Below are 17516 nucleotides of genomic sequence, written 5' to 3'. Positions count from 1 at the left end.
TTTGCTCGTGGAAAAATAATACCAGAAAATTTTTCTTGGCGTAATTTTGTGTGCATTGAACTAACAGAAATGGTGGTGTTGTATGTACAGATGAACATTTTGGAACGACTTCACCATGTTCTCTATCTAAACTGTCACGAAAGCCACCTAGGGCGTGCAACCCGCGCTGTGAATCAATCTTCACGATTTTTCGTTCAAATATTCGTTCCAAGATCAAATTGCCTTTACGGCATTTTAAAAATTCTGGCGGCGCGGGTTGTACCCGCCCTTCAAATTTGGCCTACGCTCACCGCAATGCTTCACTAAGAAACGGAATCACCCGCGCTCGATACGCATCGGCCGCATCCCGATAAGCAAAGGTATGATCAACACTGGGCAAGATCATCAGCTCCGTTTTCGCCGCAGCACCGAATGCGCGTTGTAAGCGTTCGCCGTAGTGTGGTGGTGTATAAATATCGGCGTCGCCATGAATCAGTAGCACCGAAGGATTGCCTTTGACCAGCGCAGCTTGGCGTTCAGGTCTGAGATTTCTTTCTAGGGATGGCCAGACGACTTGCGACATGCGGATGGCTGCGTTGGCGACTGGGTAGTGTTTCCAAAAATCAGGCAGGGTGGGGAAGGCGGCTTCTAACACCGCTGCTTGGTAAGGACTGCCTTCGCGTGCTAAAGAACATAAGCCCCAAGCAGCGCCGAATGACGCGCCTATGAGTCCAACTGGTAAGTGTGGGTGACGTCGTTGAGCCCAGATACCCGCAGCGAGTATGTCGGCGGGATAGTCGAAAGACTTGCCTTGGCTCTCTCCGAAGCCGTTCGCATCAAACACCAGTACGTTAAAACCCGCTTGGCGAAATAGATCTGCGTGACCATAGCGCAACCAAAATCCTTTGGCTGCTTTGCCCATGGGGTGCGCTAGCACGAGGGTAGCATTAGCGTTGCCCGCATCTCCTGTTTCGCTTGCCGCTGCACCCCACAAGCCTTGTAGATACGCACCGTTTCCGCTTTGAAAGCTGACGCGTTCCCAATCGGATTGCTGGCTATTGCTTGGCCAAATCCATGGCACTTCAAATCGTCCGAAGAAGGGTTTGCGTAGAATTTTATGCGTTAGGCTCATGGATATTCCTTCATCGGCGGGTTGGGCGCATCGTCGTCAGTGCTAGACCTAGGATGGATGTGTCGATGATAGCGTAATCAAAAAGTGGCTTCAAAGTGCAACTGCTCTAATCCTAGTTGGCACTTTGAAAAACTTTGACGGTGTAGGCTCTACCCGACCGACATTGAACATGGCGCGATTGTTTGCTGAATCACTCGCGCCTTTTTTGTTATGCCGCCAGCGTTAAATTTACTTCGATGTTGCCACGAGTCGCGTTGGAGTAAGGGCAGACTTCATGGGCTTTAGCGACGATTCCTTCTGCTACGCTGCGCTCTAATCCTGGTAGGGTAATCGTCAAATGCACTTTTAGGCCAAAACCACCATTGCCATTTGGGCCGATGCCGACTTCGCCTGTGACCGTGGTGTCGGCAGGTAAAGCTTGCTTCGCTGCGCCTGCGACGACCTTCATCGCACCGATAAAGCAGGCGGAATAGCCTGCGGCGAAAAGTTGTTCAGGATTGGTACCTTCACCACCTGCGCCACCGAGTTCTTTTGGTGTGCTTAAGTTCACGCTCAATTTTTGGTCATCGCTATGGGCGCGGCCTTCGCGGCCGCCGGTTGCTGTTGCGCGTGCTGTGTAAAGTGCTTGCATGATAATTCCTTTTTGTTTGTTGGTTCGATATGGGTTTGTCTTGATGAGCCTTTGCTGCTGGATTGTTTTGTCAACAGAACTGGCTTGAGTAGAATAATAGTGTGCAATTAAATTGTGTGCAATCTATTTATTTGGATTGAGGAATATTTATTTCTATTGAGGTCATAGGAAATCTTGATGGGCTAGTGTGTTTGTGTGGAGTAAAAGCCTCGAAAGATGCGAGAGCGGAAAGCGAGTTTCTCGTACTTATTAGAGATGATTCCACGATTGCAAGCATCCCCATCGATAGAACTAATTGTCGAATAGGCGAGACCAATTATTCAGATAATGTACTTTGTAACGCGCTCCGCAGCTGCTGCAACTCTGAACGCAGTTGGGCTAGTTGCGCTGCATCTTGTCCGCTGGCACACAGAACTTGGCGTGGAATTTTTTCGGCGCTTCGGCGTAGTTTGCGTCCTACTTCCGTAAGTCGAACGCGCACTTGGCGTTCATCCGACGCATCACGTTGGCGTGAAATGATTTCCGCTGCTTCAAGACGCTTTAACAAAGGCGTCAGCGTTCCCGAGTCTAAGAAGAGCGCCTCGCCAATATCTTTAACGAGAATATCGTCTTGCTTCCACAGCACCAACATTACCAGATACTGGGGATATGTCAGTCCCAGCTCGTCTAACAAGGGCTTGTACGTTTTAGTCATTGCAAGCGATGCGGAATACAAGGCAAAGCAAAATTGTTTGTCGAGCGCCAGATAGTCTTCGTGAGGAGAGGGATGTTTTTTCATGATGGGCTTACCTTGTTAATGGGTACATTATGGCTACACCTACACACATTATCAATGTCTAGTTTCGCTGCAGGGCTAGCCAGTGCGTTGACTGCAAAGCGCGCGCATACGTGATGTTTCATTTCTCTGGCAATGCTAGGATCAATTTCATAACAGACGGTACCGGGCAAGGTGGTCGTTACTTTGCATACCACCCAGGCCAGTCAAACACGAGATTCATCTTTGTCGAATTTGACTGGGATGATGATGCCTTGATTGATGACAATTCGATTGACATTGTTGAGCCGACAAAATGAGTTAACTTGTCGGCTCTGCACTAGATACGAATGCCATTGTCCACTATTAAATCTAAGGCTAATTGTTGCTGTAGCTGCGCCATAGCTTCAGTCCAATCGCCGACTTGCTGTTGGCGGAACAGGCGTGCGCTTGGATACCACGGGCTGTCTTGGCGAGATTGTAGCCAGCGAAAATCTGCTTCATATGGCAGCAATAGATACAGCGGTTTTCCCAAAGCGCCAGTCAAATGAGCGACCGAGGTGTCGACCGCAATCACTAGATCGAGACAGTTAATCGCAGCGGCAGTATCCGTGAAATCAAGCAGTGCAGATTCCAAAATAAAAATTCGTTTGCCAAATCGCTGCATCATTTCTAGGCTGATGCGATCGTTGCGCTTTAAGTCTTTCTGTAAAATATAGAAATCAGCATCTAGCCCAAATAATTTACTGAAAATCGTCAATGATAAGCTGCGCTGGGCATCATTGCTATGCAGCGCCGAGCCGGCCCATACGACGCCGATCTTTTTGCGAAGTGGTGTGCCCTGTTTACTAGCATTGGCTGCAATTTTATCTTGCCATGCTTGTTGTATCGACTCTGGCGCTTGTAAGTAGGGAATATGCTGCGGAATCGTATCGACACGTAGTTTCAATGCCAATGGCAGACTCAATAATGGACATTGGTAGTCAAAATCCTGCGGCGCCGTCCCGCTGAGATAGACATCCACCGGCAGACAAGCCAATAGTGCCAGCAAGGCGGCAGGGACTTCAAGCATGACGTCGGCACCTAAGCTTTGGAGCTGTTCAATGAAGCGGCAAAATTGCAAAGTATCACCCAATCCTTGTTCTGCATAAATCAGGATTTTTTTACCCGCGATGGTCTCCTCACCTAGCCACAAGGGCTGTGAAAAAACGCGGCGCGACGTATGCCATTGGGCGTTTTTCCAGCGCCATTCATACAGTCGCCACCCTTCTTCAAACTGGCCTAAGCTGAGCAGACACATTGCCTTATTTAGATGGGGGCTGACATAAGTTGCATCGAGTTGCATTGCCAAATCAAAGGCGGCTAGTGCCTCGTCAAAGCGACGTAGTTTTTGTAGCGCCACGCCCCAATTGTTATGTAGTTTGGCATTGCCGCCATGGATGACAAACTCTTGGCGATAGATAGACTCGGCCTGCTGCCAATGACCCTGTTGTAATAAGTCGTTGGCGAGATTGAGTTGGCTAACTGCTAGCTCGGTCGAGCTGATGGAAGAGGGCGCAAATGTCTGATTACATGCTTGTGCTAGCTGCTGCAGAGCACTAGTCCAGTCGCGTGCCTGGGTTTGTCTGAATAGCCTTACACTGTCATACCACGGGCTGTCTTCACGTCCGAGTAACCACCGAAAATCTGGAACATGCGGTAACAAGATCCAGGTGGCGACCCCTAAAGCTGCTGCTAGATGCGCGACAGAGGTATCGACACTAATCACCAAATCCATCTGCATAATCAAGGCGGCCGTATCGCTAAAGCTATCTAATTCTTGAGCGTGATTTTGTATGTGAAAATCGTTTAAGCGTGCGGCATCGCTGTCTTTGATATCTTTTTGCAGGGCGTGAAATTCAAGCTCGCAGCGTAGTTCTTGCTGGAATATGTTCAGTAAATCATTTAAGGGCACGCTACGATTCTTGTCATTACTATGTTTGTCCGAACCTGCCCAAACGATACCGATTCGGCTCTTACGCTTTTCGCCTAAGCTTGCTTGCCAACGAGCGACATAATCGGCGTCAGCAAAAAGATAGGTGCCAAAATTGGGAATCGTATCAAGCTCTGTTTTTAAGACTCTAGGAGCGCTTAGCAAGGGCAATTGATAATGAAACGCTGGTATCTTGGCGCCAGCACTGATGACATCGATATTGCGGCATTCAGGCCACTGCTTGACGCTGTCTAACATCAATTGGTGGAGCGGTGGATTGACGACCAAATAGACCTGTTCTGCTTGTGATGCAAGGAGGCGCGCATAGCGACTAAATTGGATGGTGTCACCATAACCCTGCTCGGGATGCACAATGATGATTTTATTTTGTAGCGAGTCTCGTCCATTCCACAGTGGATAGGCGAATAATTCATTGTGTACCGACATCGCAACATTTTGCCAGCGTGCTTCATATAAGGGCCAACCCTCCTTGAAACGTCCCAGAAGCAAGCACAGCATGCCTTTATTGGCCGCTGCGATATTGTCGCGTGGATCGCGCTTCAAGATCTCGTCGTAGGCTTGTACCGCCTCGTCAAAACGATGCAGATTTTGCAGCGCATTGGCGCGGTTATTGCGCATTCCAGGTAGCTCAGGATCGAGTTGTAGGGCACGGTCAAAGCTCGCTAATGCTTGTTCATATTTAGCTAAGGATAAATAGGCGATTGCCAGATTGCCGTGGGCTTTGGCGTAATCGGCTTGTAACTGAATTGCTTGTAAATAGGCTTGCACGGCGTCATCGGCACGTCCTAGATCCAATAAAATATTGCCACGGGTATTGTGCGCCATGACCAGCTTTGGTTTTAGGCTAAGCAAGTGCTCGATATGTTGCAAAGCCTGTGTATCGTGCTTGGCTTCGCGCAGACTCGCGACTAAGAGCAGAGTTAGATCAAGTGAGTGCGGCAGCAGTTGGCGCGCCTCTTGCAAACCTGCGAGACGTTCTGCTTGACGACCTAGTTGTTCGAGTAAAGCAAATTTGTTTTTGTAGGCAAGCTCATATTGAGGATCGACGGCGATTGCTAGATCAAATTGCGCTAAGGCTTGGTCGTACTTTTTTTGCTGCTTAAGGCAAAGCGCGTAATTATGTCGTGCCAATAATTTACGTGGCTGTATGGCCAAAGCGGTTTCAAAATAGTGCGCACTTTCTGCCGGTTTGCCTAATTGCAAATACAGGGTTGCCAAGGACACCAGCGCATCAACATGCTGGGGTTCTTGTTCAAGTAGTCGTAAATAACCAGTCAAAGCTTCTGCTAGTTTGCCAGCCTGATGGTCTTGAAAGATCGTTTTGAAATTGCTTGCGGTCGTCATGTCGGGAGCATTTTTGTCAATTGGCTGTTATCTATGGACGGAGATAGAAAATCCAACTCGATATCAGTACATCGCATCATAAACCTTTGCTGGACAAGTTGACAGTCTACAATCCTCGGAGTGTGATGTGGCGCCGATTTGAGCATACAGCAAGAGGGGGGCAGAAAGGATCCTCATCGACATGAGACCTCTGCACAACCTACTGCGAGATCGAATTTTGAATCTGCGATGCTCGCTGTGCCCTAGCACAGGTGCGCTTCTCGATCCAAACTTCGACCGCTCGCTACAGTTGTGCCGAGGTCCCAACATATGTTAACTGGAGATGCAAGAATCGTTAGCGCAGTTGGCTAAGTTGATCCAGCCTGAGAACGCAGGCTGAGATTGCTCAGTGATTGTGATTTTGCGTCTAAGTGGCCACTAGAATTTAGGTACCAAATGCCAGCGGTATTGCTGGCTCGTGCTTTTGCGCTATCTTGCGTGCCAAGACTTCCAAATAATGGGTTTGGGTTTTCAAAGAAAAACCCGATGAATATGGATTCATAAAGCCATGTTTGCAACCGATCGCCAATTCGGCTTCATATCCACGTTGACGTAGTGCCTTGACCACTTGCTGAGGTTGGTAGGCATTTTCATGTTCGGCAAAAATCAAATGTGTTGGGTGCTGACATTTGATATCTAAATGATCGCGGATACGTGAACCGTAAAACAGAGTGGTGCTGTGCAGATCATTGAGATGACTGTTGTTGCTCAACCACCAGGCGCTGGCACCTGCGCTAAACCCAATCACATGCCGGATTTGCGTTTGTTCTTGCACGATCGCTTGGAGTTTTTTTGCATAGGTGTGTACCCCTCCCGCCGCCAAAAAAGCTTGATACGCATCTTGTTCATTTTTAGCTGAATAGCCATCGTCAAAGGGAGAAGCCACGATGCACGATTGGCCGAGAGAGCGTTGTAGGCTGGCGATAGCGGGGGTGTTGCCAAAGACGTCGGTGACGATTAAAACAGTTGCAGACATTGAGAGGAATATCAGCCAAAGCTGAGGTGAAGCAAAAAAGAGCGCGAAGCTTAGCGGGTTGGGGCGCGGAATGCAAGTTTACCCGGTGTTCTGTGTCGAGCCCTCATACCACACCTGGGCAGATCTACAGAATTTCAGCAATCGCCCAGCGGATTTCCGCCAAGGCTTGTGGATCGCTTTCGTTTAAACTCTTTTGTAGTGCGGGTAAGCTGCGTTTATCAGCTAGGTCGCCAAGTGCGTGTGCGGCGTTAGCTCGGACGAAGGGGTGGGGATCTTGTAGTAGTGCGGCAATTCTCGCACTCCAATTACGTGTCGCAAAATCTCCCAAGGCACGAGCGGCTTCAGCGCGCACATAGGGATCTTGGTCGTTCAACATAATCGCGATGACAGCCGAGGTTTCCTGAAACGCCATTTCACTCAATCCCCATAGCGCTAAACGACGCACTGCCGGACGCTGATCATGGAGCGCCAATACCAGAGCTGGGATCGCCGCACGTTGTTTGAAGGAAGCGACTTCTAAGGCGTGTCGATGTTGAAAGTCGGCATGGCGTAGAGCCTGTGCTAGAGCGGTGAAATTGGGGTTGTTGAGTTTGTCTAATTCGCTTGCGGCGAGGTTGCCTGCTAGATGTTCTTTGCCATGTTGATTGGCTTGATTCATCTGTAAGGTTTGTTCGAATAATGCATATGGCCAGCGTAATTGTTCACCAGTAAAGCTGATAGCGGCCAAAGGAAGGAGGATCAGCAAGCTGACGATGAGGCTGATAAGCCAAGTTGATTTGCTGACAGGCGTGCGTTGACGGTGTGGTTCTATGATCGCCATGATGCGCGCCATCAGGCTTTTGCCCTTAGCGGCTAAAGCATTGACACTTGCTCGCTGTTGTTCCGCTTGTCGCGATACCTGTAGTAAGGTTTGCGCATAGCCGGAGGCTGTGCCACCACTTTTTAATACACGATCATCGGCAGCACACTCCATATTAAATTGCAGGTCTTTGAGCATCAGCCACATCAGTGGATGAAACCAATACAAGGCAGCAACGAGGCGTGCCAGTATCAGGCTTAACCAATCAAAATGCGCGATATGTGCGAGCTCATGGCGCAAGATATCGTCAGCTTCGCTTTGATCCGAGTCCGTGATTTTCACCAGTGTTGCTTGGTCGAGCAAAATGACTGGATGCAGCAATCCCCAACTGACCGGCGCGCGCAGGCGCGCTGTCCACATCAATTGAACTGGACGATCAATCTGATATAGGCCGCGTAGTTGATGTAATTTGCTAGTCCACTGTTCTGCAATGTGTGGTGCGGTCGGGTGTGCGGACAGTGGTGCAGAGTGCTTGAGTAAATGCCGAAGACGTAGGATGTCAAAGCCTATCTTGAGTAACAACAATGTGCTGATCGCGGCATACATTAGCAGGACATAGTTGAGCAGATGCGGCTCTTCTTGTTGACTGATGCTGTTGCTGATATAGGCAATTCCTGGCAGATCAGGTAGCTGCAAAGGCGCATCACTAATGGCAGAGATAGCCAGTGGTAAGCTTAGTGGCGCTGAGGGTAATAGCCACCATAACATAGGCAAACCAAGTAAGGCCAGTATGCTGAGCTGTCCGGCTAGCACTTTGCGGCTAGCCGATTGCCGTTTGCATAAACTGAGCACCAAAAGCAGAGCCATTAGAATCACGCTGATCTTGATGATGACACTGATCAGATCGAGCATATCCCATGCATCTGCAAGTGGCATTAGCGTCCTTCTTTCTTCGCTTTATCAATTAAGGCTTGCAATTGATCGATGTCGGCGCTGCTGAGTTTTTCCGACATGCCGAGTAGGGCGGTGGCGGCGCTGGCTGGTGAGTCGTTAAAAAAAACGCCGACTAATTTCTTTAATGCGGAGTCGGCGACTTTGTTTTTCGCCTCCACCGCTTTATAAAAATAGCGTTGTCCTTCTTCTCTATGCGTCAGCACCCCTTTTTCTTCTAGGCGACTTAGCATAGCGCGTATCGCTGAGTTACTTGGCGGTTCTTCCAATTGTTCCTGAATTTGCGCTGCGGTCGCTTCTTGCAGACGATAAATCACTTCAACCACTTGCCGTTCCCGCCAAGGCAGATCTTCTAATCCGATTTTTTCTGTAGTCATAGGTGTTTAATTGCGTTGCGTTGTAGTGGAATGAAAGGCGTTAGTTTCAAAACTGACGCTCGGTTTCTTCCGAATCACTTTTTCGACAAAGCTTGCTCGGCCTTGGCTAAATTATCTTGATAGCCTTTGATCGTTTTTGGGCTACGTTGTGGATTGGCCTGTGCCAGCATAATCGCTTTGGCGAATTGGGTTTTGGCTTCTGCGAAACGGCCTAATTCTAACAAAGCTTCACCATGGCTGTCATAGACATTGTCGGATTGCGCAAACTGTTCAACATTAAAGCGGAAGATCAATTCAGCCATGACCGATTGCTTACCTTTGGTCATAACATCAAATCCTAACTGATTGATCTCTGCTTCAGAAAACTGTGAAGCCTTTAATGCCGCAAACACGGTGCCTTTAGCTGCGTCACTTTGCTGATTTTGCAGCTCTGTTCCTGCTTGTCCTAATGCTGTCATCACCGCTTGACGCGCTTGTTGTTTAGCTTGTTGACGGGCGACTTTTTGCGCTTCGATGTTCAAGCCTGAGATGATTTGTTCAATCGCATTAATGACCAAATGCGGTTCATCGTTTTGGATGTGATGACCACTACGATTCGTCACCACATGAGTCGCATTAGAAAACTGTTGTGCGAGCTTGCTGTGTAGATCGCGCTTTACTTGCAGAGCGACAGCGGTTTCTTGGAAAAATGGATTGTTTTTGAATTCTTGTACCGAGCTCAGAATCGCCATCGTTACATTTGGCAGGGCTGCTGGATTCGGTAGTTTTCCTTGATCAAAAATCGCTTGCACCAAAGCCAGATCGGCCTTAGCAGATGGTGGCGCCATGCCCGCTAAGCGTTGTTGATCTTGTGCGACTTTGGCGGCATCGATTTTTTTCAATTCGATTTCTAAAGTTTCATTGGCTGGATCTACCAAGACCAAACCCGCTACCTGTTTCGGAAAGGCGCTGGCGAATTGACGAACCACCCAGCCACCATATGAATGACCGACCAGGATCAAAGGTTTTTTGATATCAAGGGCGGTGATTAATTGATGTAACTCTTCGGTGTGCTGACTCAAATTGAGTGCTTGTGAACGCGCCGGCGATTGACCAACGCCCGCCCGTGAATACACCAAAATCTGCGCTTGCTTCGCCACAGTCGGCGCGACTTTACGCCACACACTAAGGTCGCTGATAAAGCCAGCTTCGAACACCACGGTATAAGGGCCGTCGCCCGTCACAACCGCATGTAATTTGCCGTTTTTGATATCGACCAAGGCATCTTTGTCTTGTGCCTGAGCGATCGAATTGATGGTCAGTAATGTCGCAATCGCGAATACGACATTGTTAAAAAAGTTTTTCATCCTATTTCCTTTTTGTTATTAGCCTCAGGATTTACGCAAAAGCACATTGGCGAACCTTGTCCTGTCAGACCAACTTTGCGCGGCATCGTATTGGGTATGCCGAATAAATACAAGCTACTTATGTAGCATGCTGCAAGTGTAGCATGTGGTTTTAAGTTCTGCCAGTTTTTTAAGCGAAAAAATTGATGGTTCAATGTCGATCTGCCGATTTTTGTATTTGATACGAAAAATCCTCAGTTTCGTCGCAAGACAGAGGCAAGCGACGTCGAGATACGTTGTAATGACGTTTTTGATCAGAAAGGATTCACTATGACTTTTAAGAATTCGTATTTCTCTCGTGGTATCGCCTCATTGCCAATACTCTTTGCTAGTCTATTAAGCGTAACGGCAATGGCAACGGCGCAAACGGGATCGCCATATCCCTCGAATGAGGCACTCGCCATGCTACAAAAGCACGTTCAAGCACAAGCTAATTTTGATCAAAAGACTTTAGACGCGATCATGCATTCTCAGTACATCGAAGTCTCGCCCGCTGGCGAAGTCGATGAACGAAGCAAGGTGTTGAGTTTTTATGCCATAGAAAACAAAAAACAATCACCAGTGGTGGAAGTCCTGGAGCCGGTATTTCGCGATGTGGCTGAGGGCAAACTTGTCATCGCCAAATTGCGCTACAAGATGCAAGCTGGTGAACAAACTCGCCAATTTTCGATCCGCGCCAGTTACATGCTGTGTAAAGAAAAGGCAGACTGGAAAGTTTGTTCCGCGCAGTACACGGGAATCCGATAAGCAACTTGTCGATTGCCGGGATTGGCGCGCCATGCGAGGACTAGCTAAAGTCACGAACCTGTTTGTGAGTTGATTTTGCCACCTGTGGTGGACTTTCAGATGCCCATGCAGCCTTTGTTGATGATTGCATGCGTCTGAAGAGCCGCCCTCATGCTGATCGCTTTGAGTAAGCTCAGCCTGCAAATCAGAGCAAGCTTAAGTCTCCAGAAGCAATGCCGATTAACTTTAACGCGGCACTCGTGTCGTTGAAAGTCACCGCGGCTGCGATCTCCATACCGTGTTTAATGGCATCATCACCACTTGCGTAGCCCAATCCCCAATCGATTGCAAAAGTCTTGGCAACGATGATCTTGTTATCGAGAAGTTCTGGCACCCAACCTAGGGTTGCATGGCCTTTGAAATCATGGGCAGAATTAAGGATTTCAGAGACCAAACTTCCACGTGATGCTTGACCGCCTGTCAATTGCTCATTCCAATATTTTAGTCCGCCAGCATCCGCGCCATCGATCCTACCTAAGACGTTTTTGTAAATGACATTGATAAAGTCGGTATTGGACATGGTCGCTGAAAATCCTGTCAACACGGGGTATTGAACCCCAGCGTTGTAAAAAGAGTCGGCGATTTGGCTGATCGATTGTCCACCTTGCATTTCGCCTATCCAATAAGCAAGACCTTCCGCATCAGGGACTCGATTAAAGAAGGCGACGTACAGTTCCATTAAGCGCTGCACGTTGGCCTGTGGCGCACTGGCGGCGATCTGTTGCACTGAGAGGTTGACTGTCATGTCAGCGAATCTGAGAGTTTCGACATTGCTGACTATATCCGTGCCATCTGTCCCTGTTTTTGCGTGCACTGTGTATTGACTGCCATTTTTAGTTACGCTGTAATTTGATAGTTTGCCGGTGTATATTGCGCTGTCGTTATTAGCTCCACCATTGATCACATCATTGCCACCGCCACCATCGATCGAGTCGTTTCCAGCGCCTCCGTCAATGGTATCGTCACCACCGAATGCGCTGATGTAGTCGCTATATCGACTAGCCGTAATTTGGTCTCTCTCTGGGCTACCACTGACTGTTTTTGTAAGTTCTAAAATTTGTACAAACACAGTGTAGAAGTTGATGTTGCCTTTATCGTCACTCAAGCTATAAGAAAAGCTATCTGACGATGCAGAGATATCTTGTGGTGTGTAGGTGAACTCTCCATTTGACTTGAGTTCTAAACCACCGAAGCGAGGTAGACTTTGGACTTTATATTGAGAATCAACAATACTGAGGTCTGTTGCCGCTGGAAGCGTGCTTGACACAGAGGAGCCTAGATCGACCGATATTTCCAAATCCGAGCCAAAGGCCGCTTGTCCCAAATGAATTGTTTGATCACGAAATGTTAAAGTCTCAACATTGAGCAAAGTATCAAATCCGCTAGAACCATCGCGGCTTGTAACAAAAGTTTTACCAAAAGCAGCTTTTAGAAAGTAATCACTTCTTACTCCCTCAAAGATCGCCGTATCATTCCCTCCCGCACCATCAATCCAGTCATTACCTGTGCCACCAGTGATTTGATTACCTAATTCGTTACCCATCAAGTAATCATCAAAGTTTGAGCCAATTACATTTTCGATAAAAGTATTATCAGCGATGGATATGTTGTTGATTGCGGGAGTGCCGTTTGTGGTTACACCAAAACTACTTAAATGACCAGGAACCAGATCAAGGCTGACGCCGACCGTCGCTTGCCTTGTATCGATGGTATCGACTCCATCGTCGTCGATAATACTAGACTGATATCCACCTAGAGAATTATTGAGAGTATGAACGTTATTCCCGCTGTTTACGTTCTTTGTGCCATAAAGGTATCGCATTGCAGCGACATCCAATGCTCCCCATGTAGACGGAAACAGACCATCAGCCGACAGTGTTTGTGACATTACTGTGTAGCTTGTCAAATCATAGCTACTCAGTATCTGTTGAGCATATTGGTCGCTGGGATCGATATTTCTAGTGTGCCTTAAGCCAAGTGCGTGACCAATTTCATGTAGCAATGCGGCATAGCCTTCCGATCCTGAGGCAAGATTTAACATGGATTCGACGTCCATCCAAATATCACCAGCAGCTGTACCACTTTCACCAGGAAAATTAGTACTGCCTTTGCTGTTTAGTTGTTGACTGACACCAAATCGTATGTCGCCAAAGGCTGAAGTATTCTCGTCTATTTCTTTAAAAGTAAGTCCGGTGAAGCTACTCAGTTGCAATAGAATTTTTCTGACAGCCGTTTGTTCTTCTGCCGTAAAAGCGCGAAACTGTGAACTACCAACTCCGGTTGTCGGCGCCTTTTGTACAAAGCTAAAGCTGACTTCAACGGGTGTTCCAACGCCTGTATTGACATTCCAGCGGTTATTGAGGCCTTGAATTAGGCCCTCTGTCGCTAAATCAGGAAGATTGATAAACTCAGTAAGTGATCGCTGTGTCTCTCTTTGCCCATCCCACAGTACTAAATATTCGACGTTCTTCATGTTGACAATGAAGTCATCACGTCCAGGCATGGTTATCACAGCACTAGTGGCGTCCGCACTGATTTTAAACTTGAAGTCACTCCAGCTTGGTGCCGTACTGGAAAACCATGGCAAGCTGACATAATCATCACCACCGCGTCCATCGACTAGGTTTTTTCCGCCACCCACATAAAATTTATTCTCGTTATTCGTGCCATAAAATTCGTTCTCATTCCAAGTCCCTGCTGCTGATTCAACGCCAATTAAGGTGTCTCTGCCACCCCAGCCATCAAGCGCCCAACCAGCTTGTAATTCGACAACGACTTTCCCAGGCGCGCCATCCCAATAGGCTGCAATCACTTGCCGCCAAGATTCGTTTGGTATGGAAATTTTTTGAATCGTATCGTCGCCGGGGCCGCCAATGACATTACCACCGTAGCTACGAAGTATGTCATTGCCTTCTTCACCAAAAATATTACCGTCCCGATCCCTGTTACTGAGGGACTGAGTGAAATCATCGTTGCCTTTGGTTAAATGAATATCTGGCATACCTATGTCCTATTTGAGACGAGATGAGATTTAGAAAGGATCGTCGGCAACTATGTAATACCTAAAATGCTTTGGTAATCAAATGCGAGCCGGCACTCAAAATAGAGAAAGTGCTGATGCTATGCTTTAAAAATATTGATCGTCTTTTGTGAAAAATTGACTAAATTTGGAAAGACATTGTGAAACTGAGTTGTCGGTAAGCCCATCCATTGCATCAGGCTAGCGCCAAGTTGATCCGTACTAGTGGATGGAACATGTCGTCCACCGCGGCCAGGATCTCCATCATCAGCGCTACCCAGAACTAAGGATGGAAATTGTCCATGCACCTGCCCACCAGCAACCGCTCCTCCCAATACGAACCAATGATTACCCCAAGCATGATCTGAGCCCTCACCGGAGGCTGGACGCAATGTACGTCCAAAATCACTCATCATGAAAGTCGTTACGTCCCTGTCCATCCCTGCCGCGACGATGGAATCGTCAAAGGCCGCTACTGCCTTGCCAAGTATCGCTAATTGCGCATCCTGAGTACGTGCAGCGTTGCCACGTTGTTCATAGTGTGTGTCGAAGCCGCCCCACTGCACCAGGAATATTTGCCGACGGTATCCCATACTTTTGAAAACGGGCAACGCACTTGCAAGTGACCTTAGGTTAGCGGCTAATTCGTCGCTAGAAAAATTACCAGATGGAGCTTTTGCTTTGAGAAAAACTTGAGTTAATATCGTCGCTTCAGTCACACTGTTCCCAAAGGTGCGCGCGTATTCTTTTTCGTAAGGATTCGCGAACTGTAATTGAGCCATATTGTTCAGTGCTTGCGACCAAAAACTTTGAGGTGCGGCTAAATCTGCGCGCCCCCAATATCGGGCGCCATTCGCTGACATGAAAGACGTTTGAGCATTTTTACCTAAAATCAAAGTGCGATCTTGGGTCATCGATACAGCATTGAGTTGGTTGCGTAGACTTGAAGAAAACAATTCCAATCCGCGACCTGCCCAACCACTCTGGTCGGCATCACCGCCCCAGCCTTGTTGCACAGCAGTCTGATCATTATGTGACATCAAAAACGGTGGAACAGCAACAGCATGGTCAATCACCTGTTGTCCCGTCGCTGGCACAATCAGGGGACCAATGTTGGCGATCCATGACAATCGTTGACGGTTATAAAGAGCGGCAAGCGGCGCAAGACCTGGGTGTAAGGCAAAGGAACGTCCGCCGCTTTTCGCCGTGAGATTGATGAGCGATTCTTTTGGTAGTGCCAAAACAGGACGTGATTGTCTGTAGTCGTTGTAGCCGCCATCTGTGGGGATCAATGTGTTGTTTCCGTCATTGCCACCATTCAAAAAAAGACAGACTAAAGCTTTATAGTCGTCGCCTATCGCTGCCTCGCTATCATTAAAACTGGCAAGCAAACTGCTACCTCCTAAACTTGCTACGAGGGGGGCACCTATCGATTTAAGAAAGTGTCGGCGACTCATTTTATGACTCCAAAAGACGGACTGGTCAAGGCAAATTGCAGCACTGATAAAGCTCTTTGCTCGGGAGTGCCCCAGCTATCTCCTTGAATCAAAGACAGCAAGTTGTTACGTAAAGTTGTCGGCATTGCCCCTCGAAACCAGCGCTTACTTACCAGATCTAAGTAAGCACTTGGCGATGCTTTGAAAGCCATACTCAATTCATTCATATTACATGCTGTTTTGCTTAAATTTTCCTGATATGTTGGATTGTTGGGATCTGCAAAGCGCCAGTTCAAGGTACCTAGACGGTCGGTAAATGCCACGGTATTCAATAATTTTTGTTCAGGTGCCAGCAAGTTACTTCCAGGTGCCAGATCAGTAGCTTGGTAGAAGGAAAATATACTAGGTATGTTGACAGGATCTTGATTTGATACGCCATCTACATATTCAATTCCCTGCCAAATGCCATGTGTCATGCGTTTGCATCCCATGCCACGGTAGACAGCGGTTTGCCACAGAATAGGTTCACGTAGCTTTCCATTATTTTTGTCTCCAACATTGATCTGATCTGCAATACGCGCCTCAGGATCCAGCAAAATTGCTTTCACCACAGCCCGTAGATCGCCAGCAACACCTTTGCCGTTGTTCTGGAATTTGGCCGAAATACGCGACAAATATTGTGGGCTTGGATTACTCATGACCAAATGCTGGATTAAACGCAAGCTAACGAAGGGGGCTACATTTTGATGTTTCATCAACATCGCGACGACTGCATTCAACTCTTCTGGGGCGCTCATGCCAGCTTTTAGTACATTGCCCATGACTGTTTTTTGTCCGCTATCATGCAAAAAAGCTTGAGATTCGGGGACCATGGGTTGATTAAAATGCGGCCAATATTGACCAGATAATCCTGTTGTGTTTGGCGGAGCAGTCCATCCAGTGAGAGCACGTGCCAGTTCCTCGACATCTTTTTGTGTATAGGTTTCTTTGACTTTTCTCTGGGCATCACGGACGGTCGTACCGTCTGCATTGAGCTGCACAACACCGACTGAAAATAACTGCATCAGCTCGCGCGCGTAGTTTTCATTAGGCGTACAACCTAAGCACTCGGGTGAATTAGGTCGATTCTGTTCATTATTTAGATAGACCCCCATCGCTGGATGGATGGTCACATCACGTAAAAGATCCACATAGTTGCCAAAAGCATTTTTTCTCAACATATTGTAATACTCAAGGCTACCATTTACCGCACCTTGACTAACTGGGATATATTGAAAAATCGACCATGCAACCCGTTGACGGAGTTGATCTGGTGCGGTAAGAGCGGTGCTCCAAAAATTATCAGCTCGAAATACGCCTTGTTTTTGTTCTATGCGCATTTTCTCAGTGACATCGCTAGTGGCAATCATGATGTCGCGTGGCATCGAACCGGTCGTGGCAGGTAATGCAAACTGCGCATCAATCCATCCTTCAAAACCTAATTTTTGAATCTCTTCAATCAACTCGGGTGTCGCGCCGAAGCTTACCTGTTCGGCAAAGCGGGCAGCAGCGTAGTAGCTAATGTTGGCTTTAGCTTGATTGCTGACTTGGCCTGTTGAGTTATGGCGGACATCGTCGTTGGTGGTGTCGGATCGACCACAGCCTAGAAAGGTCGCGCAAATTAAAGCACAAGTGCCAACTGTCTTTAGTAATGGTTTTTTAGCCAAGATTGAGCTCCTCTGTTTGATGCACCCTCGTGATGCCGCTGTAATTCTAGGCGCAGTTCCCGAATGGAAGCAAGGCATTATTTTTATACTTTTATATTTGCAAATGGCGAATCTAAGGCTTACGATTTTTCTCACAATGATTGGATTCCTTTGTGGTTATTCGCACTCCACAGATCTTTGGATCGTGCTAGGTGGTAAATGAAAACCAC

At 47.7% G+C, this 17516-nt stretch carries 12 protein-coding genes; 1 reads left to right on the top strand and 11 read right to left on the bottom strand.

What is annotated here, in order from left to right; all coding sequences use genetic code 11:
• Nucleotides 1-286 precede the first annotated feature (286 nt).
• The 8 genes from H8K52_RS07665 to H8K52_RS07630 all read right to left on the bottom strand — a co-directional run bounded on the left by H8K52_RS07665 (nt 287) and on the right by H8K52_RS07630 (nt 10321).
• Nucleotides 287-1111 carry an alpha/beta hydrolase gene (locus tag H8K52_RS07665; protein ID WP_186922311.1) on the bottom strand — a complete coding sequence of 275 codons (825 nt, stop codon included), beginning with the start codon at nt 1109-1111 and terminating at the stop codon, nt 287-289.
• A gap of 208 nt (nt 1112-1319) precedes the next feature.
• Nucleotides 1320-1742 carry an organic hydroperoxide resistance protein gene (locus H8K52_RS07660; RefSeq protein ID WP_186922310.1) on the bottom strand — a complete coding sequence of 141 codons (423 nt, stop codon included), beginning with the start codon at nt 1740-1742 and terminating at the stop codon, nt 1320-1322.
• Between the two features lie 316 nt (nt 1743-2058).
• Nucleotides 2059-2520: a MarR family winged helix-turn-helix transcriptional regulator gene (locus H8K52_RS07655; RefSeq protein ID WP_186922309.1), complete on the bottom strand. Its 462-nt coding sequence runs from the start codon at nt 2518-2520 to the stop codon at nt 2059-2061.
• A gap of 316 nt (nt 2521-2836) precedes the next feature.
• Complete coding sequence (locus tag H8K52_RS07650) at nt 2837-5833, bottom strand: tetratricopeptide repeat protein (RefSeq protein WP_186922308.1); 2997 nt, start codon at nt 5831-5833, stop codon at nt 2837-2839.
• 424 nt (nt 5834-6257) lie between these two features.
• Nucleotides 6258-6848: a dienelactone hydrolase family protein gene (locus H8K52_RS07645; RefSeq protein WP_186922307.1), complete on the bottom strand. Its 591-nt coding sequence runs from the start codon at nt 6846-6848 to the stop codon at nt 6258-6260.
• A 124-nt stretch (nt 6849-6972) separates the two neighbouring features.
• A complete protein-coding gene (locus tag H8K52_RS07640; RefSeq protein ID WP_186922306.1) occupies nt 6973-8583 on the bottom strand; it encodes a M56 family metallopeptidase in 1611 nt (536 codons plus the stop codon).
• Entirely contained in the window at nt 8583-8975 is a 393-nt protein-coding gene (locus H8K52_RS07635) for a BlaI/MecI/CopY family transcriptional regulator (RefSeq protein WP_186922305.1), read from the bottom strand. Before H8K52_RS07635 ends, H8K52_RS07640 begins: the two co-directional genes overlap by 1 nt.
• A 74-nt stretch (nt 8976-9049) precedes the next feature.
• On the bottom strand, nt 9050-10321 hold the full coding sequence (locus tag H8K52_RS07630; protein WP_186922304.1) for an alpha/beta fold hydrolase: 1272 nt from the start codon (nt 10319-10321) through the stop codon (nt 9050-9052).
• Nucleotides 10322-10630: 309 nt separating this feature from the next.
• Between H8K52_RS07630 and H8K52_RS07625 the strand changes: the two genes are divergently transcribed.
• The gene (locus H8K52_RS07625) at nt 10631-11107 is read left to right on the top strand and encodes a nuclear transport factor 2 family protein (protein WP_186922303.1); all 477 of its coding nucleotides are present in this window, start codon (nt 10631-10633) and stop codon (nt 11105-11107) included.
• A 184-nt stretch (nt 11108-11291) separates the two neighbouring features.
• Here H8K52_RS07625 and H8K52_RS07620 read toward each other — a convergent pair whose 3' ends face one another.
• The 3 genes from H8K52_RS07620 to H8K52_RS07610 all read right to left on the bottom strand — a co-directional run bounded on the left by H8K52_RS07620 (nt 11292) and on the right by H8K52_RS07610 (nt 17307).
• Nucleotides 11292-14147, bottom strand: a complete 2856-nt coding sequence (locus tag H8K52_RS07620) for a DUF4214 domain-containing protein (RefSeq protein ID WP_186922302.1) — start codon at nt 14145-14147, stop codon at nt 11292-11294.
• Between the two features lie 119 nt (nt 14148-14266).
• A complete protein-coding gene (locus H8K52_RS07615) occupies nt 14267-15622 on the bottom strand; it encodes a DUF1501 domain-containing protein (protein ID WP_186922301.1) in 1356 nt (451 codons plus the stop codon).
• Nucleotides 15619-17307, bottom strand: a complete 1689-nt coding sequence (locus H8K52_RS07610) for a DUF1800 domain-containing protein (RefSeq protein ID WP_186922300.1) — start codon at nt 17305-17307, stop codon at nt 15619-15621. Before H8K52_RS07610 ends, H8K52_RS07615 begins: the two co-directional genes overlap by 4 nt.
• Nucleotides 17308-17516: the final 209 nt, after the last annotated feature.

Source organism: Affinundibacterium seohonense (assembly GCF_014284305.1).
GTDB classification, from domain to species: domain Bacteria; phylum Pseudomonadota; class Gammaproteobacteria; order Burkholderiales; family Burkholderiaceae_D; genus Undibacterium; species Undibacterium seohonense.
This window is presented reverse-complemented; position numbering and strand designations above follow the sequence as displayed.